23 protein-coding genes are annotated in these 23,855 nt (G+C 72.7%); 16 read left to right on the top strand and 7 right to left on the bottom strand.

Annotated features, from left to right (window positions below; translation table 11 throughout):
* The first annotated feature begins 9 nt into the window (after nucleotides 1-9).
* From ACIP9H_RS28785 to ACIP9H_RS28765, 5 genes are all read left to right on the top strand, one after another.
* Nucleotides 10-3,936: a Pls/PosA family non-ribosomal peptide synthetase gene (locus ACIP9H_RS28785; protein WP_401595892.1), complete on the top strand. Its 3,927-nt coding sequence runs from the start codon at nucleotides 10-12 to the stop codon at nucleotides 3,934-3,936.
* Entirely contained in the window at nucleotides 3,933-5,297 is a 1,365-nt protein-coding gene (locus ACIP9H_RS28780) for a M1 family metallopeptidase (protein ID WP_401961551.1), read from the top strand. Before ACIP9H_RS28785 ends, ACIP9H_RS28780 begins: the two co-directional genes overlap by 4 nt.
* On the top strand, nucleotides 5,294-5,572 hold the full coding sequence (locus tag ACIP9H_RS28775) for a glutaredoxin domain-containing protein (protein ID WP_401961549.1): 279 nt from the start codon (nucleotides 5,294-5,296) through the stop codon (nucleotides 5,570-5,572). The genes ACIP9H_RS28780 and ACIP9H_RS28775 overlap by 4 nt, the downstream gene beginning before the upstream one ends.
* 276 nt (nucleotides 5,573-5,848) lie before the next feature.
* The gene (locus ACIP9H_RS28770) at nucleotides 5,849-6,007 is read left to right on the top strand and encodes a hypothetical protein (protein ID WP_401961547.1); all 159 of its coding nucleotides are present in this window, start codon (nucleotides 5,849-5,851) and stop codon (nucleotides 6,005-6,007) included.
* A 204-nt stretch (nucleotides 6,008-6,211) separates the two neighbouring features.
* Nucleotides 6,212-6,814, top strand: coding sequence for a hypothetical protein (locus ACIP9H_RS28765; RefSeq protein WP_401961545.1), 603 nt, complete (start codon nucleotides 6,212-6,214; stop codon nucleotides 6,812-6,814).
* A 65-nt stretch (nucleotides 6,815-6,879) separates the two neighbouring features.
* On the opposite strand, the gene ACIP9H_RS28760 is transcribed toward ACIP9H_RS28765, so the two are convergent.
* Complete coding sequence (locus ACIP9H_RS28760) at nucleotides 6,880-7,461, bottom strand: hypothetical protein (RefSeq protein WP_401961542.1); 582 nt, start codon at nucleotides 7,459-7,461, stop codon at nucleotides 6,880-6,882.
* A gap of 106 nt (nucleotides 7,462-7,567) precedes the next feature.
* Here ACIP9H_RS28760 and hemL point away from each other — a divergent pair, with 106 nt between their 5' ends.
* The 8 genes from hemL (at nucleotide 7,568) to ccsB (ending at nucleotide 16,040) form a co-directional block, all read left to right on the top strand.
* The gene (hemL, locus tag ACIP9H_RS28755) at nucleotides 7,568-8,881 is read left to right on the top strand and encodes a glutamate-1-semialdehyde 2,1-aminomutase (RefSeq protein ID WP_401595910.1); all 1,314 of its coding nucleotides are present in this window, start codon (nucleotides 7,568-7,570) and stop codon (nucleotides 8,879-8,881) included.
* Nucleotides 8,878-9,552 (top strand): histidine phosphatase family protein, encoded by a 675-nt coding sequence (locus tag ACIP9H_RS28750; protein WP_401595913.1) that lies wholly within the window; start codon nucleotides 8,878-8,880, stop codon nucleotides 9,550-9,552. Before hemL ends, ACIP9H_RS28750 begins: the two co-directional genes overlap by 4 nt.
* Nucleotides 9,553-9,756: 204 nt before the next feature.
* On the top strand, nucleotides 9,757-11,079 hold the full coding sequence (locus tag ACIP9H_RS28745; protein ID WP_401595915.1) for a hypothetical protein: 1,323 nt from the start codon (nucleotides 9,757-9,759) through the stop codon (nucleotides 11,077-11,079).
* Between the two features lie 50 nt (nucleotides 11,080-11,129).
* Entirely contained in the window at nucleotides 11,130-11,702 is a 573-nt protein-coding gene (locus ACIP9H_RS28740) for a type 1 glutamine amidotransferase domain-containing protein (RefSeq protein ID WP_401961538.1), read from the top strand.
* An 87-nt stretch (nucleotides 11,703-11,789) separates the two neighbouring features.
* On the top strand, nucleotides 11,790-12,404 hold the full coding sequence (locus ACIP9H_RS28735) for a TlpA family protein disulfide reductase (RefSeq protein WP_401595920.1): 615 nt from the start codon (nucleotides 11,790-11,792) through the stop codon (nucleotides 12,402-12,404).
* A 1-nt stretch (nucleotide 12,405) separates the two neighbouring features.
* On the top strand, nucleotides 12,406-13,164 hold the full coding sequence (locus ACIP9H_RS28730; RefSeq protein ID WP_401595923.1) for a cytochrome c biogenesis CcdA family protein: 759 nt from the start codon (nucleotides 12,406-12,408) through the stop codon (nucleotides 13,162-13,164).
* Nucleotides 13,165-13,167: 3 nt separating this feature from the next.
* The gene (locus ACIP9H_RS28725; protein ID WP_401595926.1) at nucleotides 13,168-14,964 is read left to right on the top strand and encodes a cytochrome c biogenesis protein ResB; all 1,797 of its coding nucleotides are present in this window, start codon (nucleotides 13,168-13,170) and stop codon (nucleotides 14,962-14,964) included.
* Complete coding sequence (gene ccsB, locus ACIP9H_RS28720; protein ID WP_401595929.1) at nucleotides 14,961-16,040, top strand: c-type cytochrome biogenesis protein CcsB; 1,080 nt, start codon at nucleotides 14,961-14,963, stop codon at nucleotides 16,038-16,040. Before ACIP9H_RS28725 ends, ccsB begins: the two co-directional genes overlap by 4 nt.
* A 17-nt stretch (nucleotides 16,041-16,057) precedes the next feature.
* On the opposite strand, the gene ACIP9H_RS28715 is transcribed toward ccsB, so the two are convergent.
* The 3 genes from ACIP9H_RS28715 to ACIP9H_RS28705 are packed head-to-tail and all read right to left on the bottom strand — an operon-like array spanning nucleotide 16,058 to nucleotide 17,890.
* Nucleotides 16,058-17,011: an isopenicillin N synthase family dioxygenase gene (locus ACIP9H_RS28715; protein WP_401961533.1), complete on the bottom strand. Its 954-nt coding sequence runs from the start codon at nucleotides 17,009-17,011 to the stop codon at nucleotides 16,058-16,060.
* On the bottom strand, nucleotides 17,008-17,454 hold the full coding sequence (locus ACIP9H_RS28710) for a nucleoside deaminase (RefSeq protein WP_401961532.1): 447 nt from the start codon (nucleotides 17,452-17,454) through the stop codon (nucleotides 17,008-17,010). The genes ACIP9H_RS28715 and ACIP9H_RS28710 overlap by 4 nt, the downstream gene beginning before the upstream one ends.
* A 22-nt stretch (nucleotides 17,455-17,476) precedes the next feature.
* Entirely contained in the window at nucleotides 17,477-17,890 is a 414-nt protein-coding gene (locus ACIP9H_RS28705; RefSeq protein ID WP_401961530.1) for a PLD nuclease N-terminal domain-containing protein, read from the bottom strand.
* An 88-nt stretch (nucleotides 17,891-17,978) separates the two neighbouring features.
* Here ACIP9H_RS28705 and ACIP9H_RS28700 point away from each other — a divergent pair, with 88 nt between their 5' ends.
* The gene (locus ACIP9H_RS28700; protein WP_401595938.1) at nucleotides 17,979-19,430 is read left to right on the top strand and encodes a menaquinone biosynthesis decarboxylase; all 1,452 of its coding nucleotides are present in this window, start codon (nucleotides 17,979-17,981) and stop codon (nucleotides 19,428-19,430) included.
* On the top strand, nucleotides 19,427-20,350 hold the full coding sequence (gene mqnP / locus ACIP9H_RS28695) for a menaquinone biosynthesis prenyltransferase MqnP (protein WP_401595940.1): 924 nt from the start codon (nucleotides 19,427-19,429) through the stop codon (nucleotides 20,348-20,350). The genes ACIP9H_RS28700 and mqnP overlap by 4 nt, the downstream gene beginning before the upstream one ends.
* 40 nt (nucleotides 20,351-20,390) lie before the next feature.
* Here the strand turns inward: mqnP and ACIP9H_RS28690 are convergent, their stop codons facing one another.
* From ACIP9H_RS28690 to ACIP9H_RS28680, 3 genes are all read right to left on the bottom strand, one after another.
* Nucleotides 20,391-21,080 carry a DUF4870 domain-containing protein gene (locus ACIP9H_RS28690; RefSeq protein WP_401595943.1) on the bottom strand — a complete coding sequence of 230 codons (690 nt, stop codon included), beginning with the start codon at nucleotides 21,078-21,080 and terminating at the stop codon, nucleotides 20,391-20,393.
* A gap of 46 nt (nucleotides 21,081-21,126) precedes the next feature.
* Entirely contained in the window at nucleotides 21,127-21,663 is a 537-nt protein-coding gene (locus ACIP9H_RS28685) for a rhomboid family intramembrane serine protease (protein WP_401961580.1), read from the bottom strand.
* A 212-nt stretch (nucleotides 21,664-21,875) separates the two neighbouring features.
* Nucleotides 21,876-22,949, bottom strand: coding sequence for a hypothetical protein (locus ACIP9H_RS28680; protein ID WP_401595945.1), 1,074 nt, complete (start codon nucleotides 22,947-22,949; stop codon nucleotides 21,876-21,878).
* Nucleotides 22,950-23,052: 103 nt separating this feature from the next.
* Here ACIP9H_RS28680 and ACIP9H_RS28675 point away from each other — a divergent pair, with 103 nt between their 5' ends.
* Nucleotides 23,053-23,787 (top strand): UbiX family flavin prenyltransferase, encoded by a 735-nt coding sequence (locus ACIP9H_RS28675; RefSeq protein WP_401595947.1) that lies wholly within the window; start codon nucleotides 23,053-23,055, stop codon nucleotides 23,785-23,787.
* The last annotated feature ends 68 nt before the right edge of the window (nucleotides 23,788-23,855 follow it).

Here is a 23,855-nt window from a genome sequence, read left to right as displayed (position 1 = left end):
GAGCCACGCGTGACACTCGTCGACTCACCGCTCCCGCAGCTGCCCCTGCTGGACGACGCCCTCCACGGCGCCGACGCCGCGCCGGACGAGCCCGTACCGGCGCTCTTCCGCGCCGGCGACGCCGCCGCGGAGCGCACCCTGCTGGACATCCTGGCCGCCACGGCCCGCGCGCACCCCGCCGCGGCCGCCGTCGACGACGGCACCACCGCGCTGAGCTACCGCGCGCTGGCCGCCGAGACCGAGCGGCTGCGCCGCCGCCTGGCCGACGCCGGGATCGGCGCCGGCGACCGGGTCGGCGTCCGTGTTCCCTCGGGCACCGTCGACCTGTACGTGTCGATCCTCGCCGTCCTGGCCGCGGGCGCCGCCTACGTGCCCGTCGACGCCGAGGACCCCGACGAGCGCGCCGAGCTGGTCTTCTCCGAGGCCGGCGTCTGCGCCGTCATCGGCGAGCACCGCACGGTCACCCCGCACGCCGCGCCCCGCGGCGAACCGGGCCGCCGCCCCGGGCCCGGCGACGACGCGTGGATCATCTTCACCTCCGGCTCCACCGGCAAGCCCAAGGGCGTCGCCGTCACCCACCGCTCCGCCGCCGCCTTCGTCGACGCCGAGGCCCGGCTCTTCCTCACCGAGGAGCCGCTGGGGCCCGGCGACCGGGTGCTGGCCGGCCTGTCGGTGGCCTTCGACGCCTCCTGCGAGGAGATGTGGCTGGCGTGGCGGCACGGCGCCTGCCTGGTGCCCGCGCCGCGCTCCCTCGTCCGTACCGGGCTGGACCTCGGCCCCTGGCTGGTCGAGCAGGGCATCACCGTGGTCTCCACCGTGCCGACGCTGGCCGCCCTGTGGCCCATCGAGGCCCTGGACGACGTCCGCCTGCTGATCTTCGGCGGCGAGGCCTGCCCGCCCGAGCTCGCCGAGCGCATGGCCGTCGAGGGCCGCGAGGTGTGGAACACCTACGGCCCCACCGAGGCCACCGTCGTCGCCTGCGCCGCCCAGCTCACCGGCGAGGGCCCGGTCCGCATCGGGCTGCCGCTGGACGGCTGGGAACTGGCCGTGGTGGACACCGCCGGCGTGCCGCTGCCCATGGGCGCCACCGGCGAACTGGTCATCGGCGGCGTCGGCCTGGCCCGCTACCTGGACGCGGCCAAGGACGCCGAGAAGTACGCCCCCCTGCCCTCCCTGAACTGGGAGCGCGCCTACCGCAGCGGCGACCTGGTCCGCGCCGAGCCCGAGGGCCTGCTCTTCATGGGCCGCGCCGACGAGCAGATCAAGCTCGGCGGCCGCCGCATCGAACTCGGCGAGATCGATGCCGCGCTCCAGGCGCTGCCCGAGGTCGCGGGCGCCGCGGCCGCCGTCCGCACCACCCGGGCCGGCAACCAGATCCTCGTCGGCTACGTCGCCGGCACCGACGCCTTCGACCAGACGGACGCGCTGGCCCGGCTGCGCGAGGCGCTGCCCGCCGCCCTCGTGCCGCTGATCGCCGTCGTCGACACGCTGCCGACCCGCACCTCCGGCAAGGTCGACCGCGACGCGCTGCCCTGGCCGCTGCCCGCGCTCGACGCCGCGGCGGCGCTGCCCGGCGACCTCACCGCGACCGAGACCTGGCTCGCCGAGCAGTGGGGCGAGATCCTCGGCGCGCCCGCCACCGGCCCCGACGCGGACTTCTTCGCGCTCGGCGGCGGCAGCCTCACCGCCGCCCGGCTGGTCTCGCAGCTGCGCAGCCGCGTCCCCAGCGCCTCGGTCAGCGACATCTACCAGAACCCCACGCTCGCCGGTCTCGCCGCCCGGCTGGACGAGGCCGACGCCCGCCGCACCGCGGCGCGCACCATCGCGCCGGTGCCCCGGCGCGCGGCCGCCGTGCAGCTCGCCCTGATGCTGCCGCTGCTCACCGTGGCCGGACTGCGCTGGGGTGTGGTGGCCGCCGCCGTCGGCAACGTGCTGACGCTGCTCGGCGCCCCCATCGGCGTGCCCGCGGTGTCCTGGTGGGGGATCGCCGCCGGGTGGGCGCTGCTCATCAGCCCGGCGGGCCGCCTGGCGATCTCCGCGGGCGGCGCCCGGCTGCTGCTGCGCGGCGTGCGCCCGGGAACGTACCCCCGCGGCGGAGGCGTGCACCTGCGGCTGTGGACGGCGGAACGCCTCGCCCACTTCAGCGGCGCCACCCAGCTGACCGGCGCCTGGCTGACCCACTACGCGCGGGCCCTGGGCGCCCGCATCGGCGACGGCGCCGACCTGCACTCCCTGCCGCCGCTGACCGGCCTGCTCAAGCTCGGCCGGGGCAGCGCCGTCGAACCCGAGGTGGATCTCGCCGGCCACTGGGTGGACGGCGACCTGCTGCACATCGGCAAGATCCGGATCGGTGCCGGGGCCACCGTGGGCTCGCGCTCCACGCTCTTCCCCGGGGCCCGGGTCGGCAAGCGCGCCGAGATCGCGCCGGGCTCCGGAGTGAAGGGCGCCGTCCCCGCCGGGCAGCGCTGGGCGGGCGTGCCCGCGACCCGCAGCGGCAAGGCGTCCCACCGCTGGCCCGACAGCCGGCCGCCGCGCAGGCGGCGCTGGGCGCTCGCCTACGAGCTGGCCTCGTTCGCGCTCGGTCTGCTGCCGACCGCGGCCGCGGTCCCCGCCGTGCTCGTCCTCGCCGCCTTCCTGCGCGGTGCCGGGCACGCCTCCCTGGGCGCCGCGCTCTCCGCCGTGCCGCTCGCCACGCTCGCCTGGCTGCTGACGTACGCGCTGCTGGTGCTGGGCGGCGTACGGCTGCTCGGCCTCGGGCTGCGCGAGGGGCACCACCCCGTGCACAGCCGGGTCGCCTGGCAGGCGTGGGCGACCGAACGCCTCATGGACATGGCCCGCGGGCACCTGTTCCCGTTCTACGCGAGCCTGTTCACGCCTGTGTGGCTGCGGGCGCTGGGCATGAAGGTCGGCAGCCGCGTCGAGGCCTCGACCGTGCTCGCGCTGCCCTCGATGACCACCGTCGGCGACGGCGCCTTCCTGGCCGACGACACCATGGTCGGCTCCTACGAGCTGGGCGGCGGCTGGATGCGCATCGCCGGTGCCCGGATCGGCAAGCGGGCCTTCCTCGGCAACTCCGGCATGACCGCCCCCGGCCGCTCGGTGCCCAAGAACGGCCTGGTCGGTGTGCTCTCGTCGACCCCCAAGGGCGCCAAGGCGGGCAGCTCCTACCTCGGCATGCCGCCGATGAAGCTGCCGCGCACCCCCGAGGCCGCCGACCAGAGCCGCACCTTCGCGCCGCCCCGGCACCTGGTGATCGCCCGCGGGGCCGTCGAGCTGTGCCGCGTCGTCCCGCTGATGTGCGCGGCCGCGCTGGCCGTGCTGCTGCTGGCCGGGTACGCCGTGCTGGCGAGCCGGTTCGGCGTCGTGGTGGCGCTGCTCGCCGGAGGGCTGCTGCTGACCGCCGCGGGCGCGGTGGCGTGCGCGGTGGCCATCGAGGCGAAGTGGCTGCTGGTCGGGCGGTTCCGGGCGGTCGAGCGGCCGCTGTGGAGCTCGTTCGTCTGGCGCAACGAACTGGCCGACACCTTCGTCGAGGTGCTGGCCGTGCCGTGGGCGGTCGGCGCGCTCGGCGGCACCCCGCTGATGAGCCTGTGGCTGCGGACCATGGGGGCCGGGATCGGGCGGGGCGTATGGTGCGAGACGTACTGGCTGCCGGAGGCCGACCTGGTCAGGGTCGGTGACGGCGCCACCGTCAACCGCGGCTGCGTCGTGCAGACGCACCTGTTCCACGATCGGATCATGCGCATGGACGAGGTCGTCCTGGAGCCGGGCGCCACGCTCGGCCCGCACGGCATCGTGCTGCCCGGGGCGACCGTCGGCGCGCGCACCACGATCGGCCCGGCCTCGCTGGTCATGCGCGGGGAGAGCGTTCCCGAGGACACCCGGTGGCTGGGCAACCCGATCTCCGCCTGGCACACAGAGGGGGCCCGCAGAGGGTGAGCAACGGCAAGCGCGTGCGTGGCGGGGAGGGCGTCCCCGCCACGCCGGGGGCGGACGTGTCCGCCGACTCCTACTTCCCCGAGCACGGCAACGGCGGCTACCAGGTCGCCCACTACGACCTCGAGCTCGACTACCGCCCGGCGGCCAACCGGCTGTCGGGCCGCGCGCGGATCTCGGCGGTCGCCACCCGCGCGCTGTCCGGGCTGAGCCTCGACCTCGGCCCGTTCCGACTGGACCGGGTCCTCGTCGACGGCCGGCCGTGCCGCTACAGCCACCGGGCGGGCAAGCTGCGGATCAAGCCGCTGAAGACGCTGCCGGCCGGCCCGTTCGAGATCGAGGTCCGCTACGTCGGCAACCCCCGGCCGGTGCGCACCCGCGACTGGGGCGACCTCGGCTGGGAGCAGCTGGAGGACGGCGCCCTCGTCGCCAGCCAGCCGATCGGCGCGCCCTCCTGGTTCCCCTGCAACGACCACCTCGGCGACAAGGCCAGCTACCGGATCACGGTGGCCGCGCCGTCGGCGTACGCGGTCGTGGCCAACGGCAGCCTGGAGTCGTACCGGGTCGGCGCCTCGAGCACGACCTGGGTGTACGAGCAGGCCGAGCCGATGCCGACGTACCTGGCGACCGTCCAGATCGGCGCGTACGAGCTGATCGACCACATCGGCGGCGAGGTGCCGCAGCCCGCCGCCGTCCCCGCGGCGCTGGTGGCGGACTTCGGCCACGACTTCGGCCGGCAGCCGGAGATGATGAGGGCCTTCACGGGGATGTTCGGTCCCTACCCGTTCGCCGAGTACGCGGTCGTGGTGGTCGACGAGGAGCTCGACGTCCCCGTCGAGGCGCAGGCGCTGTCCATCTTCGGCCGCAACCACGTCGACGGCCGGCGCGGCTTCGAGCGCCTCGTCGCCCACGAGCTCGCCCACCAGTGGTTCGGCAACAGCGTCAGCATCGCCGACTGGCAGCACATCTGGCTCAACGAGGGCTTCGCCGCCTATGCCGAGTGGCTCTGGTCGGAGGTCTCCGGCGGCATACCCGCCGCCCGCCACGCCGCCCGCACGCACGCCCGGCTCGCCTCCCTGCCGCAGGACCTGCGCCTGTCCGACCCCGGCGTACGGCGCATGTTCGACGACCGGGTGTACAAGCGCGGCGCGCTCACCCTGCACGCGCTGCGCACCGCCATGGGCGACGCCGCCTTCTTCGCGCTGGCACAGGACTGGACCAGGACGCACCGCCATGGCAGCGTGACCACCGACCAGTTCATCGCACTGGCCCACCGGCACAGCGACCGCGACCTGGACGCGCTGGTGTTCCAACCGTGGCTGCACGGTACGCGGCTGCCACGCCTGGTGAGCGGGGAAGCATGACCGGAGCGGAAGCGCACGGCGACGACGGGGTCGTCGTGTACTGGCGGCCCGGCTGCCCCTACTGCATGCGGCTGCGGCTCTACTTGTTCGTGACCCGGCTGCGCCACTCCAAGGTCAACATCTGGCGGGACCCGGACGGCGCGGCCTTCGTCCGCTCCGTCGCCGGCGGCAACGAGACCGTGCCCACGGTGACCGTCGCCGGCCGCGCCATGGTCAACCCCTCCCCGCGCCAACTGCGCGACGCTGTGCGGACGCACGCCGCGCGACCGCAGTGAACGGCTGACGCCGGGGCTGCGCCTGCGGGCACGGCGGGACAGGACGCGGATCCGGAGGTCATGCGCTTCCTCGGGGCCGGCTCGGCCCGTACCCCGAAGTCGAGGTCCGCGGCACGGATGAACTCGCGGGCAGGGCAGGGCCGGACCGCGCTGACGGTGCCGGCCTTCCTGCCCGGGGTCCGTCCGGGGACGGGCCCGCCGGGGCCGCGGTCGCGCGACCGAAGCCGCCCGTCGGCAACGGAGTTCGCCTTCGCCGGGGCCGGGCCGGACCGGCTCGTGAGCATCTGCCGTGTCGACCGCCACGCCTCCGCCCGCGTCATGGCCGAGCTCGGCATGGCCTTCGAGCGTACGGCGACGGCGCCCGCGCACGGGCAGCCGGTACGGGGCTCGGCGATCACGCGGGAGCAGTGCGCGGCGGCGTCGCACCGGGCGTGACGTCCGGCGCCCCGTCAAGGCCTCCGCACCGGCGACGGATTGGGACCGGGGCGACTGCCCATCGGCCGGGGAACTGCCATAGGGTCGGCGCGGACCGGCCCGTTCGGTCAGTTGCCTTACAGCATTGCGCAGTTCGGGTCAGTACAGGTCAGATCAGGTCACAGTCAGGCAGTCGGCCGACAGGCACGTGCAGGGGAGCACAGCGTGAGTCTCATCAAGAAGGCATTCGAGGTCATCGAGAAGGGCTTTGACGCGGGCGGTGACGCCATCCACGACTTCACCGTCAACCGCCGCACGGCCGAGCTCTTCCTGAAGCTGGGCGTCGCGGTCTACGCCGAGCAGCGCCTCGGCGGCTCGCACGAGCCGGTGGAGAGGATGTTCGAGGCCCTGGAGGGCCACGTCGCCGAGAACGGCGAGGTGGAGCTCGACCACCTCAAGGAGGCCAGCGAGGTCCTGGGCGAGGCGTTCGTGGCCAAGCACACCGCGGAGATCGAGGCCGAGGAGGCCGCCGAGGCCAAGGCCGTCGAGGAGGCCGCCGCCGCAGCAGCGGCCGCCGCTGCGGCTGCCGCCGCCGTGGCTCCCGCCGTGCCTGCCGCGCCCGTTGCGGCCCCGGCGGTCCCGGCCGAGGCCCCGGCCCCGGTCGCCGCCCCCGCGGCTCCCGTCGAGGCGCCCGCGCCGGTCGCGGCTCCGGCCCCCGTCGAGGCTGCGGCCCCCGCCGCTCCGGTCGAGGCTGCCGCCCCCGCCGCTCCGGCGGCCCCCGCCGAGGCGCCCGCCCCGGCTCCGGTGGAGTCCACCCCCGCCAACTGACCCACGCGCGAAGGCCCGGCCGACGTCGTAGCGACGTCGGCCGGGCCTTTCGCGTATCCGGGGGCTCAGGGCCAGACGAGGCAGTACAGCTGGTGCCCGCTCTCGTGGCAGCGCTGGGCGAAGTCCTGCCACTCGTGGAGCATCTTGTAGATCATGAAGGCGTCCCGCGGACCGCGCCGGTCGGGGACGGTGGACCAGATGAACGCGGCGGCGCCGAGGGCCTCCTCGTCGGCCTTGCGCAGCGGCTCCACGACGGAGACGGGCAGCTTGACGACGGCGTAGTCGGGGTGCAGGACGACGAGTTCCAGCGGCGGGACCTTGGCCGGGGGTATGCCCTCGATACCGGTGAGCACCATGGCGGCCATGGTCTCCGGCTTGACCTTGGTGTACATGCCCTGGCCCAGTTCGTCGCCGCCAAGCTCCTCCGGACGCATGGAGATGGGGACCCGCGCGGCGGTTGCACCGTCGGGTGCGCCGAAGTACTTGTAGGTCACCCCCACTCGGCCACCCCTGCTCCCGCGTTTCTCAACGGCCTTGTCGCGCTCTGTTGACGGCCGGCGTCGCCGGCCGGTGGTACGGGCGTGCTCGGGATCGGGGTCGTCGCCCCCGTCGTCCAGATCGCCACCGCGTTCGCCACCGCGCTGCATTCCACTACCCGACCATCCGCAGACCCAACCGCGCAACCCGATCATCGTCTCAGATGCACGGTCGATACCTCATCGCGCAACGCCCGGCATTTGAGAGCATGTGCTTGTGAGCTATCCGTACGCCTACGACGCGCCAGTTTCTCAGACCTTGTTCGATCGAGCAGCCGCCGTGACCCCTGGTGGGGTGAACAGCCCGGTTCGCGCCTTTCGCGCCGTGGGCGGTACGCCCCGATTCATGGTGTCCGGTTCCGGTCCCTACCTCAAGGACGCGGACGGCCGCGAATATGTGGATCTCGTGTGCTCGTGGGGACCGATGATTCTCGGCCACGCGCACCCCGACGTGATCGCCGCCGTGCAGGCCGCGGTCGCCCGCGGTACCTCCTTCGGCACCCCCGGTGAGGGCGAGGTGGAACTCGCCGAGGAGATCGTCGCGCGGGTCGCGCCGGTCGAGCAGGTGCGGCTGGTGTCGTCCGGCACCGAGGCCACCATGTCGGCGATCCGCCTGGCACGGGGATTCACCGGCCGGGCCAAGGTGATCAAGTTCGCGGGGTGCTACCACGGTCATGTGGACGCGCTGCTGGCCGCCGCGGGTTCCGGCGTTGCCACTTTCGGGTTGCCGGACACGCCGGGCGTGACGGGCGCGCAGGCCGGCGACACCCTGGTGCTGCCCTACAACGACCTCGACCAGGTGCGGGCCGCCTTCGCCGCGCACCCCGGTGAGATCGCCTGCGTGATCACCGAGGCCTCGCCGGGCAACATGGGCGTCGTGCCCCCGGCGGAGGGCTTCAACCAGGGGCTCGCGGACCTGTGCCGGGAGAACGGCGCGCTCTTCATCTCCGACGAGGTCATGACCGGCTTCCGTGTGTCGAGGGCCGGCTGGTACGGCATCGACGGCGTCCGCCCCGACCTGATGACCTTCGGCAAGGTCATGGGCGGCGGCTTCCCCGCCGCGGCCTTCGGTGGCCGTGCCGACGTCATGGCGCACCTGGCCCCGGCCGGCCCGGTCTACCAGGCGGGCACCCTGTCGGGGAACCCGGTGGCCACCGCCGCGGGCCTGGCGCAGCTGCGGCTGCTGGACGCCGCCGCGTACGCGACCGTGGACCGGGTCGCCGCCGAGGTGTCCGGCCTGGTGAGCGAGGCGCTGTCCAAGGAGGGCGTCGTGCACAGCCTGCAGACCGCGGGCAACATGTTCTCCGTGTTCTTCACGGAGGGTCGCGTGACCGACTACGACGGGGCGAAGCGGCAGGAGTCGCACCGCTTCACCGCCTTCTTCCACTCGATGCTGGCGCAGGGTGTCTACCTGCCGCCCTCGGCCTTCGAGTCCTGGTTCGTCTCGGCGGCGCACGACGACGCCGCCGTCGAGCGGATCGCCGCCGCCCTGCCGGCCGCCGCCCGCGCCGCCGCGGAGGCCGCCGCATGAGCGAGATCACGGTCGTCCACCTGATGCGGCACGGCGAGGTGGAGAACCCCAGCGGAGTCCTCTACGGGCGCCTGCCCGGTTACCACCTGTCCGACCTGGGGCGGAAGATGGCCGACCGGGTCGCGGAGCACCTGTCGGGGCGGGACATCACCTATGTGGTGGCCTCCCCGCTGGAGCGTGCCCAGGAGACGGCGGCGCCCATCGCCTCCGTGCTCGGTCTGGACGTCGCGCGCGACGAGCGCCTCATCGAGGCGGACAACGCCTTCCAGGGCAAGACCTTCGGCGTGGGCGACGGTGCCCTGCGGCGCCCGTCGAACTGGAAGCTCCTGGTCAACCCGTTCCGGCCGAGCTGGGGCGAGCCGTACGTCGACCAGGTCGTGCGGATGACGAGCGCGCTGGAGGCCGCCCGCGACGCCGCGCGCGGCCACGAGGCGGTCTGCGTCAGCCACCAGCTGCCGATCTGGACCGTGCGCAGTGCCGTGGAGCGGCGCCGGCTGTGGCACGACCCGCGCAAGCGGCAGTGCACCCTGGCCAGTCTGACCACGTTCACCTACGAGGACGACAAGATCGTCTCCGTCGGGTACACCGAACCCGCCCGCGATCTCGTCCCGGCCCACCTGCTGGCCGGCGCGAAGCCGGTCAAGGGCGGCAGCAAGGGCTTCGGGGCCTGAGCCCCCTCGGCGGGCGGCCGGTGCCCCCGGCCGCCCGCCGTCCCGAGCGCCCGCCGTCCGTCCCGTCCGGAGCGCGACCCGCGCACCGCCACCGTGGCCGAATCACTCCGCTTTCCCGGTGAATCCACCGCGCGACGGAGGAGCCCGCCCCCTCGCCATGGCACGAGTGCGAGGAGGCCGCTGCGCGCACGGGATTGGGGCGGAATGCGGGAGATCAGCCGACGTGGAGTGCTGGGCCTGGCGGCCGGTGCCGCCGCCGCGGGCCTGGCGGGGTGTGGCAGGGATCACACCCGGAGCCGCCGCGCGCCCGGCGGGGGGACGGGGCCGACCGGCACGGCGTACAGCGCCCATCCCATCGGCGACGGTTCCACTTCCGACACCGGCCCGCAGCCGCACCAGCCGGTTCCCGACCGGCTGGAGCCGGGGCAGCGGCCCCCGCAGTTCGTGGTGTTCTCCTGGGACGGCGCCGGCGAACTCGACGACGGGCTCTTCTCGCGCTTCCGGAAGGTCGCCGACGACCACGGCGCGAAGATGACGTTCTTCCTCTCGGGGATCTACCTGCTCCCGGAGTCCAGGAAGCACCTGTACCGGCCGCCGAACAACCCCGTCGGGGCCTCCGCCATCGGCTACCTCTCCGACACGCACGTACGCGCCACCCTGGAACAGGTGCGGCTGGCCTGGCTGGAGGGGCACGAGATCGGCACGCACTTCAACGGCCACTTCTGCGCCGGCTCCGGCTCGGTGGGCCGCTGGACCCCGGCGGACTGGCGCAGCGAGATCGAGCAGGCGGTCTCCTTCGTGGAGAACTGGCGCACCAACACCGGCTTCGACGACCTGCCCGCCCTGCCCTTCGACTACCGCAGGGAGCTGACCGGCGGCCGCACCCCCTGCCTGCTCGGCCGCGGCGGACTGCTGCCCACCGCCGCGCGGCTCGGCTGGCGGTACGACGCGAGCGCCCCGGGCGGCCTCCAGATGTGGCCGGGCAGGCTGCTGGGGATGTGGAACCTGCCGTTGCAGTCGGTGCCCTTCCCGGGGCACTCCTTCGAGGTCCTGTCGATGGACTACAACATGCTCGCCAACCAGTCGGCGAACTCCACCCGCGGCAATCCCGCCAACTACCCCGAGTGGGAACGGCAGGCGCGGGACGCCTACCTCTCCGGCTTCCTGCGCGCGTACGAGACCAACCGGGCGCCGCTGTTCATCGGCAACCACTTCGAGCGGTGGAACGGCGGCATCTACATGGACGCCGTGGAGGACGCGCTGCGGCGGATCGCCGATCACGACGAGGTCCGCATGGTGTCCTTCCGGCAGTTCGCGGACTGGCTGGACGTGCAGGACCCGGCGGTGCTGGCGAAGCTGCGCACCCTCGGGCCGGGCCTGCCGCCTCCCGGCGGCTGGCGGCGGTTTCTGGCGCAGGAACGTATCCCCACCCGCGGCGCGGGGTCTGTTTCGCCCGATCCGCTCGGGGAAGGCGATCCCCGGAACGGGGCGTTCCCGCCCGCCGGGACCGCCCCGATCCTCTCCTGAACCGTCGGCGAACGGCTCCTGACCCGCGACCAGGCACCGAAGGGGACCCCATGACCGCACCGCTGCAGGGCAGGAAGATCGCCTTCCTCGTCGCCGCCGAGGGCGTCGAGCAGATCGAACTGACCAGCCCGTGGCGGGCCGTGCGGGAGGCCGGCGGCACCCCGCGGCTCGTCTCCCGCGAACACGGCACCGTCCAGGCCTTCGACCACCTGGACAAGGCCGGCACCTTCCCCGTGGACGACACCCTCGAAGAGGTGGCCTCGGTGGACTTCGACGGCCTCGTGCTCCCCGGCGGGGTCGCGAACCCCGACCAGCTGCGCCTGGACCCCGACGCCGTCCGCTTCGCCAAGGACTTCTTCGACGAGGGCCGCCCGATCGCCGCGATCTGCCACGCGCCGTGGCTGCTGATCGAGGCCGGCGCGGTGCGCGGACGCACCCTCACCTCGTGGCCCAGCCTGTGCACGGACATCACCAACGCGGGCGGCACCTGGCTCGACCAGGAGGTCGTGGTCGACCCCACCGGCCCGAACGTCCTGGTGACCAGCCGCAGGCCCGACGACCTCAAGGCCTTCGAGGAGGCGTTCACCGCGGCGTTCGCCGGACGGGCCCCGGACCGCGATTAGGCGCCGTTTATACGGGGCATTCGCCGCTTTCGGCAAAGGTGTCGGGGGTGCGCAAGATCGCTCGGGACCACATGCGAAACTTTTCACATGAGTCCTACGCGCGCCCTCCGACGCCGCTTGCTCCGCACCACCGCTGCGCTGGCCGGCGCGGCTGCGTTCGCGCTGGCCGTCACGGCCTGCTCGACCTCCTCGGCCTCCTCCAACGGCGCCGGCGGCAGCAACTACGTCGGCGGCACCGGCGAGATCACCACGATCGCGCAGGGGCACCGGACGGCCGCCCCCGAACTGAGCGGCAAGACCGTCGACGGCGCTCAGCTCAGCCTCGCCGACTACAAGGGCAAGGTCGTCGTCGTCAACGTCTGGGGTTCCTGGTGCCCGCCCTGCCGGGCCGAGGCGCCGCACCTGGCCGAGGTCGCGAAGCAGACCAAGCCCCAAGGCGTGGAGTTCGTCGGCATCAACACCCGGGACCTGCAGACCGCGCAGGCCAAGGCGTTCGAGAACGAGTTCGGCATCCCCTTCCCGAGCCTGTACGACCCCGCCGGCGACCTCCTGCTGCGCTTCCCCAAGGGCAGCCTCAACCCGCAGGCCATTCCATCCACCCTGATCCTGGACCGGCAGGGGAAGATCGCGGTGCGCGCCCTCAAGGAGCTGAGCGCGGGCGAACTGCACAAGGCACTCGACCCGGTGGTCGCGGAGAAGTGACGTGAGCACACTCGCTGTCGCCGCCAACCAGACCGTGCTCAACGGCGCTCTGCTCGCCGCCGTGCCGGTCGCGCTGCTCGGGGGACTGGTCTCCTTCTTCTCCCCCTGCGTACTGCCGCTGGTGCCCGGCTACCTGTCGTACGTGACCGGCGTCACCGGCACCGACCTCGCCGAGGCGCGGCGCGGGCGGATGCTCGCCGGGGCCTCGCTGTTCGTCATCGGCTTCACCGCCGTCTTCGTCTCCGGCGGCGCGCTGTTCGGCAACTTCGGCTGGACGCTGCAGGAGCACAAGACGGTCATCACCAAGGTGCTCGGCGCGCTCACCATCGTCCTCGGACTGGCCTTCATGGGCCTGGTCGGCGGCATCACCCAGCGCGAGTTCCGCTTCCACCGCAGGCCGACGATGGGTCTGGCGGGAGCACCGCTGCTCGGTGTGCTCTTCGGTATCGGCTGGACCCCCTGCATCGGCCCGACGCTCGCCGCCGTCAACGCGCTCGCGTTCAACGAGGCCAGCGCCGGCCGCGGCGCCCTGCTCACCGCCGTCTACTGCCTCGGTCTCGGGCTGCCGTTCATAGCGGCGGCCCTCGCCTTCCGCCGCGCCCTCGGGGCCTTCGGCTGGGTCAAGCGCCACTATGTGTGGGTGATGCGGATCGGCGGTGGCATGCTCGTCGCCGTCGGCGTCCTGCTCGTCACCGGCGTGTGGGACCACATCGTGTACCAGATGCAGATCTGGACGACCGGCTTCACCCCAGGGATCTGATCCATGAGCTCCAAGAACAGCGAGACGGCGGCCCCGGGCCGCCCCGCGGAGGCCGAAGCGGGCCCGGACGCGGACACGGGCGCCGACCTGGGGGCCGCCGGCGCCCAGCTGTCGACCGCGCCGGTGGAGGACCTGGGCGAGATCGTGCCCGGCTCCTTCGGCGGCGTGCGCAGGCCCGGCTTCACCGGCGGGCTCGCCTGGACCGTCCGCGAGGTGTGGGGCTGGCTGCGCTGGATGTGGCGGCAGCTGACCTCGATGCGGGTCGCGCTGGTGCTGCTCTTCCTGCTGTCGCTGGCCGCGATCCCCGGTTCCCTGGTCCCGCAGACCAGCGTCGACGCGGTCAAGGCGCAGGACTTCAAGGACGCGCACACCACGGTGGCGCCCCTGTACGAGAAGCTCGGCCTGTTCCACGTCTACAGCTCGGTGTGGTTCTCGGCGATCTACATCCTGCTCTTCGTCTCGCTCGCCGGCTGCATCGTGCCGCGCAGCTGGCAGTTCGTCGGCCAGCTGCGCGCCAAGCCGCCGCTGCCGCCGCGCAACCTCACCCGGCTCCCGGCGTACGCGACCTGGCGCACCGCGGCCGAACCGGACGAGGTGCTCGAAGCGGCACGGCGGGTGCTGCGCGGCCGCCGCTTCCGGACCCGTACGGCCGATTCAGCGGTCGCCTCCGAGAAGGGCTATCTGCGCGAGGCGGGCAACCTGCTCTTCCACGTGGCCCTGTTCGGCCTGTTGATCGCCTTCGCGGTGGGCGGCCTGTTCAAGGCCGAGGGAGGAAAGCTGATCGTCGAGGGCGACGGCTTCAACAACACCCTCACCCAGTACGACGACTTCAAGCCCGGCACCTTCTACAACGCCGACGACCTGGCGAGCTTCGGCTTCAAGCTGGACGGCTTCACCGCCTCGTACGCCCGCTCCGGTCCCGAGAAGGGCACCCCGCGCACCTTCCGCGCCCACATCCACTACTGGACGAGCGCGGACGGCAAGCGGACACCGTCGGCGATCGAGGTCAACAAGCCGCTGGAGATCGGCGGCTCGAAGGTCTACCTCATCGGCCACGGCTACGCGCCCTCGGTCACCGTCCGGGACGGCAAGGGCAATGTGGTCTTCGAGGGCCCGGTGCCCTTCCTGCCGCAGGACGGCAACCTCACCTCGTCCGGCGTGATCAAGGTGATGGACGCCCGCAACCACGCGGACAAGCGGATCCAGTACGGCTTCAGCGGCCTGTTCACCCCGACCTTCGGGCTCAACGCCACGCAGGGACCGCACTCCACGTTCCCCGCCCTGGACTACCCCGCGCTCGTCCTCACCGCCTACTACGGCGACCTGGGCGTGGACGCCGGCCTTCCGCAGAACGTGTACCAGCTCGACACGGCCAACATGAAGCAGTTCAAGGACGCCGGCGGAGAGATCCTCCGCAAGGCCATGAAGCAGGGCGACACGCTGACCCTGCCGAACGGCGACGGCACCCTCACCTTCGACGGCGTCAAGACCTGGGCCAGCTTCCAGGTCTCCCACCAGGTCGGCAACGGCTGGGCGCTGGTGAGCGCGGTGTCCGCGATCCTCGGCCTGGCCGGTTCGCTGTTCATCCAGCGCCGCCGCGTGTGGGTGCGGGCGGTGCGCGGCGCGGACGGTACCACCGTCGTCGAGCTCGCCGGTCTCGGCCGCAGCGAGTCGGTGCGGATCGCCGAAGAACTCGGCGACCTCGCCGCAGACCTCACGTCCACGGCACCGCTGCTGCCCGCGGCGGACCCGGAATCCTCAGAACACCCCCTGCCCGATGACGAAGGAGCGCGCGCGTGACCAGTGCTGCCGCGGTCAACGAGAACGTCGCCCATATCAGCAACTACCTGATCTACTCGGCGATGGCGGTCTACACGCTGGCCTTCCTCGCCTACATCGCGGAGTGGGTCTTCGGCAGCCGCAGCAAGGTCGCCAGGACCTCCGCCGCGCTCGCCGCCGAACCCGCCGCGGACCGGCCCGCGGTGACCGTCACCGTCAAGGGCGGCGGCACCGCCACCCTGCAGCGGCCCACGGTCGTCACCCGTGCCTCCAGCAGCGACCGGGGCTTCGCGGACGGACCCGGCGCCGCCGGCGGCGACCGGCAGGGGGACACCTACGGCCGGATGGCGATCTCCCTCACCGCGCTGGCCTGGGCGATGCACGTGGGCAGTGTCGTCGCCCGCGCGGTCTCGGTGCAGCGCGCGCCGTGGGGCAACATGTACGAGTTCTCGACGACCTTCGGCGCCGTCGCGGTCACCGCGTACCTCGTGCTGCTCGCCCTGGGCAAGAAGGTCCGCTGGATCGGGCTCATCCTGACCACGACGGTCCTGCTCGACCTGGGTCTTGCCGTCTCCGTCCTCTACACCGACAGCGACCAGCTGGTTCCCGCCCTGCACTCGTACTGGCTGTGGATCCACGTCTCCTGCGCGATCATCTCCGGAGCGGTGTTCTACCTGGGCGCGGTCGCCACGCTGCTCTACCTCCTCCGCGACCACTACGAGACCGCCCTCGCCGCGTCGGGCAAGGCCGAGGGCACCTGGGCGGGCATCATGTACCGCCTGCCGGCCGCCGCGAGCCTGGACAAGTTCGCGTACCGGGTCAACGCCATGGTCTTCCCGCTGTGGACGTTCACGATCATCGCGGGCGCGATCTGGGCCGAGGCGGCCTGGGGCCGCTACTGGGGCTGGGACCCCAAGGAGACCTGGTCCTTCATCACCTGGGTCGTCTACGCCTGCTACCTGCACGCCCGCGCCACCGCCGGCTGGAAGGGCCGCAAGGCCGCCTACCTGGCGCTGCTCGCCTTCGCGTGCTTCCTGTTCAACTACTACGGCGTGAACATCTTCATCACCGGCAAGCACTCCTACGCGGGCGTCTGAGCCCGCGCGGGGATCACTCAGTCCACGCTGATCGCGTCCAGCTTGGCCCTCAGGTACGTGTGCGAGTCCACCGGCTCGTACGCGACCCGGCCGACGGGCGCGGGCAGCGGCACGACGCGGGTGCCCGGGTCGCACTCGAAGAACCAGACCAGCGACATCAGCTCCTCCGCCGGCGCGTCGGCCGGCGGGGGCAGCACCCGGTGCCGTCCGGAGCGCCAGCGGTCGCCGGTCCAGCGGGCCATCAGATCGCCGATGTTGACGGTGAACGCGTCCGGGTGCCAGGGGGCGTCCTGCCAGCCGCCGGCATCGGTGTGGACCTGGAGGCCGCCCTTGCCCTGCTGGCGGTCGAGCACGGTGACGGTGCCGAAGTCGGTGTGCGGGCCGATCCGGAACTGGCCCGGCGCGGGCTCCCCGACGACCTCGGTGCCGGGGTACCAGTTGAGGTTCAGGCCCCAGGTGGGATGTCCCGTGTGCCGGGTGAAGAAGTCCGGTGCCACGCCCAGCGCGGCGGCGAGCAGTTCCAGCAGGCGGTCCGACAGCTCGCGCATCCGCGCGATGTACTCCGTCACCAGCGGGCGCAGCCCGGGCACCTGGGACGGCCAGACGTTGGGCAGGAACCACTCGGCGTCCACGGCCGGATCGCCGGTGGGTCGCTCGGCCGCGAACGACCAGGATTCCTTCAGGTCCGGCGGGGTGGGCGTGCCCTCCGCGGAGGCATTGGCCTCCGCGCCCGGGCCCAGCCAGCCGCGGCCGCCGACCCGCACCGCGTACTGCTGCTTGGCGTCGGCGGGCAGCAGGAAGAAGCGGCGGGCGGCCTCCCGGATCGCCGCGCGCAGCCCCGGATCGACCCCGTGCCCGGTGACCAGCAGGAAGCCCGCCGCGCACAGGGCTTCGTCGACGGTGGTGGCGACGCGGGCCCGGGCGGCGGCGTCGCCGGTGAGCCAGGGGCCGAGGTCGATGGTGGGGATCATGCGCCGATGTCCTCGTTCCACAGGTCCGGGCGGGCCCCGATGAAGTCCGTCATCAGCTGCACGCACTCCGGGTCGTCCAGCAGCACGATCTCCACCCCGTGCTCCGCCAGCCAGTCGTGGCCGCCCCGGAAGGTGCGGGCCTCGCCGATGACCACCCGGGAGATCCCGAACTGCCGCACCAGGCCGCTGCAGTACCAGCACGGCGACAGCGTGGTCACCATCGTCGTGCCGCGGTAGGTGCGCTGCCGGCCGGCCGCGCGGAAGGCGGCCGTCTCGCCGTGCGCCGACGGGTCGCCGTCCTGGACGCGGCGGTTGTGGCCGCGGCCCAGGACCGTGCTGCCGTCCGCGGCATAGAGGGCCGCGCCGATGGGGATGCCGCCCTCCGCGAGGCCCGCGCGGGCCTCGGCGACGGCCGTCGTGAGCATCGCCTGTGCGGTGTCCATGACGGCCAGTGTCCCGCAGGGATCAGCCGCGGGGCGGTGTTTCGTCCTGCGTGCCGCCGGAACCGCTCTCGCGGCGCCGCAGTTCCTCCTCGCGGCGGCGCAGGTCGGCCTCCCAACTCTTCAGCAGCTGCTCGTCGCGCTTGTTCTCCTCGCGGAGCGAGTGCAGGAACTGCGGGTTGTCGTCGGGGGCGACCCACTGCGTGCGGTGGTTGCGGTGCCACTCCGCGGGCGTGCTGCCGCCGGCCGGCGCGCCGCGGTGCCTGCCCGCGACCAGCCAGGCGATCGGGCCGACCAGCACCTCGCCGAAGAGCAGGATGATGATGACCCACACCACCTTGGGCAGGCCGCGCACCTGCTCCTCCGGGGTGTTGAGGCAGTCGATGAAGGCGTAGATCCAGAGCGCCAGCACCAGCAGGAACGGGAGAAGCCGGATCATCGCGGGAATGCCCCCCAGGCAGCGACGGCGGGGCATGACGGGGCCCCGGTGACGGGTCAAGAGTAGTGCGTACCGGATACTGGACAGCATGGCTTACGACGATCTTCGCTCGCTGCTGAGGGCCCTGGAGAAGGACGGCGACCTCAAGCGCGTCACCGCCGAGGTCGACCCGTACCTGGAGGTCGGGGAGATCGTCGACCGCGTGAACAAGGCGGGCGGCCCGGCGCTGCTGTTCGAGAACGTCAAGGGCTCCTCGATGCCCCTGGCGATGAACGTGTACGGCACCGACCGGCGGCTGCTGAAGTCGCTGGGCCTGACGTCCTACGCCGACATCGGCGACCGCATCGCCGGGCTGCTCAAGCCGGAACTGCCGCACGGATTCGTCGGGGTGCGCGAGGCCTTCGGCAAGCTCGCCGGGATGACCCACGTCCCGCCGAGGAAGGTGAAGGACGCGCCCGTCCAGGAGGTCGTCCTCACCGGCGACGACGTGGACCTCGACGCGCTGCCCGCGCTGTTCACCTGGCCCGAGGACGGCGGCTCCTTCTTCAACCTGGGCCTGACGCACACCAAGGACCCCGAGACCGGGGTGCGCAACCTCGGCCTGTACCGGCTCCAGCGCCACGACCGCCGCACCATCGGCATGCACTGGCAGATCCACAAGGACAGCCGCAACCACTACCAGGTGGCCCTGCGGCGCGGCGAGCGGCTGCCGGTCGCCATCGCCTTCGGCTGCCCGCCGGCCGTGACGTACGCCTCCACCGCCCCGCTCCCCGGCGACATCGACGAGTACCTTTTCGCGGGCTTCGTCGGGGGCAAGCGGGTGGAGATGGTCGACTGCAAGACGGTGCCGCTCCAGGTCCCCGCCCATGCCGAGGTGGTGCTGGAGGGCTGGCTGGAGCCCGGGAAGACGCTGCCCGAGGGGCCGTTCGGCGACCACACCGGCTTCTACACCCCGCAGGAGCCCTTCCCGGCGCTGACCATCGACTGCGTGACGATGCGCAAGCGCCCGCTGCTGCAGTCCATCGTCGTCGGCCGGCCGCCGACCGAGGACGGCCCGCTGGGCCGGGCCACCGAGCGGTTTTTCCTGCCGCTGCTGAAGATCATCGTGCCGGACATCGTGGACTACCACCTGCCCGAGGCCGGCGGCTTCCACAACTGCGCGATCGTCTCGATCGACAAGAAGTACCCCAAGCACGCCCAGAAGGTGATGCACGCCGTCTGGGGCGCCCACATGATGTCGCTGACCAAGCTGATCGTCGTGGTCGACGCCGACTGCGACGTGCACGACCTGCACGAGGTCGCCTGGCGGGCGCTGGGCAACACCGACTACGCCCGCGACCTGTCGGTCGTCGAGGGACCCGTGGACCATCTCGACCACGCCTCCTACCAGCAGTTCTGGGGCGGCAAGGCGGGCATCGACGCGACCCGGAAGCTGCCCGAGGAGGGCTACACCCGCGACGGCGGCTGGCCCGAGATGGTGGTCTCCGACCCGGAGACCGCCGCGAAGGTCGACCGCCGCTGGAAGGAGTACAACCTGTGAGCGCGGAATCCGCGACCCCGGACCTTTTCGGCCCCTCGCCCCGGCCCGACGGCAAAGTCCGCGCGTTCCTGCGGCTGGTGCTGATCGAGCACTCGGTCTTCGCGCTGCCCTTCGCCTACATCGCCGCGCTCAGCGCGATGTTCGCCGAGGACCGGAGCGTGCACTGGTGGCAGCTCTTCCTGATCACGGTCGCCATGGTGGGCCTGCGCACCTTCGCGATGGCCTGCAACCGGATCATCGACCGCGAGATCGACGCCCGCAATCCGCGCACGGCCGGGCGTGAACTGGTCACCGGCGCCGTCTCGGTGCGCTCGGCGTGGACCGGCGCGCTGATCGCCGTGGCGTTGTTCCTCGGCGCGGCCGCCCTGCTCAACCCGCTCTGCCTGGCGCTCGCGCCGGTCGCGGTGGTGCCGATGGTGGTCTACCCGTACGGCAAGCGGTTCACCGACTACCCGCACGCGATCCTCGGACTCGCCCAGGCCATGGGCCCGGTGGGTGCCTGGCTCGCGGTCAGCGGGACCTGGTCGTGGGACGCGGTGATCCTCGGTCTCGCGGTCGGTGTGTGGATCGGCGGTTTCGACCTGATCTTCGCCTGCCAGGACGTCGCCGCCGACCGCGCCCACGGCGTGCGTTCCGTGCCCGCCCGCTTCGGCATCGACGGCGCGCTGTACGGCGCGCGCGTCAGCCACGTGGTGACCACCGTGCTGCTCGTCTGGTACGGACTGGCCGTGGGCGCCGGTGCCTTCTGGTGGATCGGCATGCTGATCGTCGGCGGCGCGTTCGTCTACGAGCACAGCATCGTCAAGCCGGGCGACCTCAGCCGGCTCAACCGCGCCTTCTTCACGGTCAACGGCTTCATCGGCATGGCGCTGTTCGTGTGCGCGCTGCTCGACCTGATGGTCCGGGGGCTCGGCGTCTGAGCGCCGCCCGCCCCCGGCCCCCGGGCCGGCGAGCTTTCGCTCAGCCCTGCTCGGACTTGACGAACGGCAGCGCGACGAGCCGCGGATAGCGCCACCACTGGCCGCTGTTGGCCTTGGTGGCGGCGATGGCGCAGAAGATGATCCCGAGCAGCATGTGGAGCGCGCACAGCGCGAGCAGGCCGAAGCCGACGATGGCCAGGACGATCGGGCCGTTGTCCTCGCCGTGCCAGATCGCGCCGCCGATGCCGAGGCCGTAGCCCACGCCGCCCAGCAGGACGGTCATGGCGGCGGTGATGCCGAAGTTCATCGCCTGCGCGGAGTGGTGGCGGATGAACGGGTCGTACTTGTTCTGCTCGTTGTTGCGGATGATCAGCGGCGGGATCCAGCCCAGCGCCCAGCCGAGGCAGCAGATGCTGGAGCCCACGAGGACCGTGATCAGGGCGCTCAGGTGCGCCCACATCGCCGGCCCGGTCGGCGGCCGCATCGGCGGCTGCGGGAACGGCGGCGGATAACCCGGGGCGCCCGCCCAGCCGGGGCCCGGGCCGCCGGGCTGCCCGGGGTGTCCGTACGGCGGGGGCGGCGGGGGGAACGGACCGGCCCCGGGGGCGGCGTACGGGCCGGGTCCGGGCGGCGGCGGGCCCTGCGGGGGTCCCTGCGGCGGCCCTTGAGGCGGGCCCTGAGGTGCCATGTCCTGCGGCGGTGTGCTCTCGTGCTTGCTGAAATCGGTCATGCGCGACCGCCCCCCCCGTGATCGTGTTGTCCGGGATCCTACGGCCTCACCGGATCAGCCCGTCGACGGGGCGGTCACGGAACAGGAATGCCGCGGCCACCCCGCCCGCCAGGCCGAAGAGATGGCCCTGCCAGGACACCCCCTGCGCGGTGGGCAGAACCCCCCACAGGATGGAGCCGTACAGCACCGCGACGACCAGGCCGACCGCGATGTCGATCAGCCGCCGGTCCACGAAGCCGCGCACCAGCAGATAGCCGAAGAGGCCGAAGACCAGCCCCGAGGCGCCCGCGGTGTTGGTGTGCGGCGGCGCGACCAGCCAGACCCCCAGGCCGCTGCACAGGATGATCACAAAGGTCACGCTCAGGAAGCGGCGGGTGCCGCGCAGCGCCGCCAGGAACCCCAGCACCAGCAGCGGCAGGCTGTTGGCGGCGACGTGGTCGAAGCCGAAGTGGATGAAGGCCGCCGGGACGATGTCCCGCAACTCCCCTGCCTCGCGCGGCACGATGCCGAAGGTGTCGAGCGCGTGGCCGGTCATGGCGTCGACCGACTCGATCAGCCAGAGCAGGCCCACCCAGCCGAGCATGAGCGCACCGGCCGTACGGGCCCGGACGCCCGGGCCCGGCACGGCGCCGCTGCGGGCGCCGTGCCGGGCGTCACCGGCGTCGTGGCCGGCGATGGGTTCGTACGCCACAGGATCCCCCCTCGTGGTGGTCCACCGTCCGTGCGTCCGTCCGGGTGTCCCCCCGGACTTCCCACGGTAGACAACGACTTGGGCGTACGTGGCGGTTCCGCGCCTTACGCGGCCATTCCGCCCGCCATGAGCTGCATCACGGCGCCCATGATGTCCTGGGGGTTGAGCGGGGTGGCGCCGGCCGGGGCGGCGACGGGCTGCGCGTCGGGCGCGAAGCCGACGGTCAGCGGCAGCGCGCCCTGGATCTCGTTGCCGGTGTCGAACTGGTCGAGGTCCAGGGTGATCCCCGACAGGGCCCCGTCCTTGACGGCCACGTCGACGCTGACGTCCTTGTCCGGCACCGACTGCAGGTCGGCGGTCGAGAACCCGTCCGGCAGCTGGTCCGCCACGGGCTTGAGCGCCTCGGCGAGGGCGTCGGCCGTCTTCCCGGCCGGCAGGGTCACCTTGACGTGGTCGGCGCCGTCCTTGCTGCCGGCGTCGGTGAACTTCGCGTTGTGCTCGACGGCCTCGCGCAGCGCCTTGGTGACCTGCTCCGCCGTCTTGGGGTCCAGGGCCGAGGTGTCCGGCAGCGGCGAACCGCCCTCCTTGGCCATGCTCTTGGAGAACTCCTCGAAGGACTTGACGTCGACGGAGACCCACTTGCCGCCGACCGCGTCCTTCACGGACTTCAGCGAGGAGGGCAGCTTGTCGGCCGCGTCGAGCATCTGCCGGAACTGCTGCAGATCGGCCTTGTCCTCCTTGGTGGCGAGACCGTCGGCGAGCGTCAGGAACTGGCGCAGGTCGGCGCGGAGGTAGACCTGCTTCCCCGCCAGGCTGCGGACCTCCAGCAGGTCCTTGCCCTGGCCGAGCGAGACCCGCAGCGCGACCGAGGCGGGGTCGGTCTTGGTGTCCTTGATGTCCTTGAGCGGCTTGTCGGCGCTCACGGACATCGAGACGTCGAAATCGGCGAGCAGTTTCGCGTAGTCCTGGGTGAAGCCGTCCGAGCCCTTGAGCGCGGTCCAGATCTGCTGCTGGTTCCCGTCGAAGCCCACGGACAGCGTGACGGACTTCTGCTCGCCGAGCCCGTCCAGCGCCTGCTGGACCTTGGCGCCGGCGCTCAGGCTCGTGGTGGTGCCGCACGCGGCGGCGGTGGTGAGTACGAAGGCGGCGCAGCCGGCGGCGGCGATGCCCTTCCGCATGGCGATGATGGTTCTCTCCCCAACCCCTTGGTTGTTACATGAACACCTCATTGACGCATGAGCTGGGCGGAAGGTTGTACGAGGGGCCGGATAGGCTCGCCCCATGGACGAGCGCGGGCGCGGGACGCCCTGGGTGGTCGGGGTCTCCGGGGCCTCCGGGACGCCGTACGCGGCCGCCGTGATCCGGGCGCTGCTGCACGCGGGCGAGGCCGTCGACCTGGTGGTCAGCCGGGCCGCCCGCCTCACGGTGCTGGACGAGACCGGGGCGCCCTTCCGTGACGGCCACTGGCGCGAGGACCTGTCCCGCTGGCTGGCCCGCGGCGCCGACGGCACCCCGGACCGCTTCACGGCCGACGTCACCCGGGTGCGCCACTGGGCCGCCGGGGATCTGGCGGCCGGGCCGAGTTCGGGCTCGTACCCCGTCAAGGGCATGCTGATCGTCCCGGCGAGCACCGCCTGCGTGGCCGGGGTCGCGCTGGGACTCTCCAAGGACCTGCTCCAGCGCGCCGCGAGTGTCACCCTGAAGGAGCGGCGGCCGCTGGTGGTGGCCGTACGGGAGACACCGCTCGGCGGGCAGACCCTCCGGCACCTGGTCGCCCTGGACGAGGCGGGTGCCGTGGTGCTTCCCGCGTCGCCGGCGTTCTACGCGGGCGCCCGGCACATCCAGGACCTCGTCGACTTCGTGGCCGGCCGGGTGCTGGACGCCGCCGGGGTGCCGCACAAGCTCTACCACCGCTGGGAGGGCGAGCTGGGGGCCGCGCGGGCGGCCGCCGGGACTGCTGGGACCACCGGGTTCCCCGGGCCTGCCGGGACTGCTGAGGCGGATGACGGCGGATGAGGCCCCTGCCGCTCGATGCGCAAGGCACATGCCCGCTGATGCCTTAGATTCTTGTCCCGACAGCGCAA

Origin of the sequence: Streptomyces sp. NPDC088732 (assembly GCF_044751205.1) — a bacterium.
Lineage (GTDB): Bacteria > Actinomycetota > Actinomycetes > Streptomycetales > Streptomycetaceae > Actinacidiphila.
This window is presented reverse-complemented; position numbering and strand designations above follow the sequence as displayed.

What these genes read in the sequence shown, in the direction of transcription:
- ACIP9H_RS28775 (WP_401961549.1), top strand. Translation starts at nt 5,294, where the DNA reads ATGACCGGAGCGGAAGCGCACGGCGACGACGGGGTCGTCGTGTACTGG.
- ACIP9H_RS28760 (WP_401961542.1), bottom strand. Translation starts at nt 7,461, where the DNA reads ATGCAGCGCGGTGGCGAACGCGGTGGCGATCTGGACGACGGGGGCGAC.
- ACIP9H_RS28750 (WP_401595913.1), top strand. Translation starts at nt 8,878, where the DNA reads ATGAGCGAGATCACGGTCGTCCACCTGATGCGGCACGGCGAGGTGGAG.
- ACIP9H_RS28745 (WP_401595915.1), top strand. Translation starts at nt 9,757, where the DNA reads ATGCGGGAGATCAGCCGACGTGGAGTGCTGGGCCTGGCGGCCGGTGCC.
- ACIP9H_RS28740 (WP_401961538.1), top strand. Translation starts at nt 11,130, where the DNA reads ATGACCGCACCGCTGCAGGGCAGGAAGATCGCCTTCCTCGTCGCCGCC.
- ACIP9H_RS28735 (WP_401595920.1), top strand. Translation starts at nt 11,790, where the DNA reads ATGAGTCCTACGCGCGCCCTCCGACGCCGCTTGCTCCGCACCACCGCT.
- ACIP9H_RS28725 (WP_401595926.1), top strand. Translation starts at nt 13,168, where the DNA reads ATGAGCTCCAAGAACAGCGAGACGGCGGCCCCGGGCCGCCCCGCGGAG.
- ACIP9H_RS28715 (WP_401961533.1), bottom strand. Translation starts at nt 17,011, where the DNA reads ATGATCCCCACCATCGACCTCGGCCCCTGGCTCACCGGCGACGCCGCC.
- ACIP9H_RS28710 (WP_401961532.1), bottom strand. Translation starts at nt 17,454, where the DNA reads ATGGACACCGCACAGGCGATGCTCACGACGGCCGTCGCCGAGGCCCGC.
- ACIP9H_RS28705 (WP_401961530.1), bottom strand. Translation starts at nt 17,890, where the DNA reads ATGATCCGGCTTCTCCCGTTCCTGCTGGTGCTGGCGCTCTGGATCTAC.
- ACIP9H_RS28700 (WP_401595938.1), top strand. Translation starts at nt 17,979, where the DNA reads ATGGCTTACGACGATCTTCGCTCGCTGCTGAGGGCCCTGGAGAAGGAC.
- ACIP9H_RS28690 (WP_401595943.1), bottom strand. Translation starts at nt 21,080, where the DNA reads ATGACCGATTTCAGCAAGCACGAGAGCACACCGCCGCAGGACATGGCA.
- ACIP9H_RS28685 (WP_401961580.1), bottom strand. Translation starts at nt 21,663, where the DNA reads ATGCTCGGCTGGGTGGGCCTGCTCTGGCTGATCGAGTCGGTCGACGCC.
- ACIP9H_RS28680 (WP_401595945.1), bottom strand. Translation starts at nt 22,949, where the DNA reads ATGCGGAAGGGCATCGCCGCCGCCGGCTGCGCCGCCTTCGTACTCACC.
- ACIP9H_RS28675 (WP_401595947.1), top strand. Translation starts at nt 23,053, where the DNA reads ATGGACGAGCGCGGGCGCGGGACGCCCTGGGTGGTCGGGGTCTCCGGG.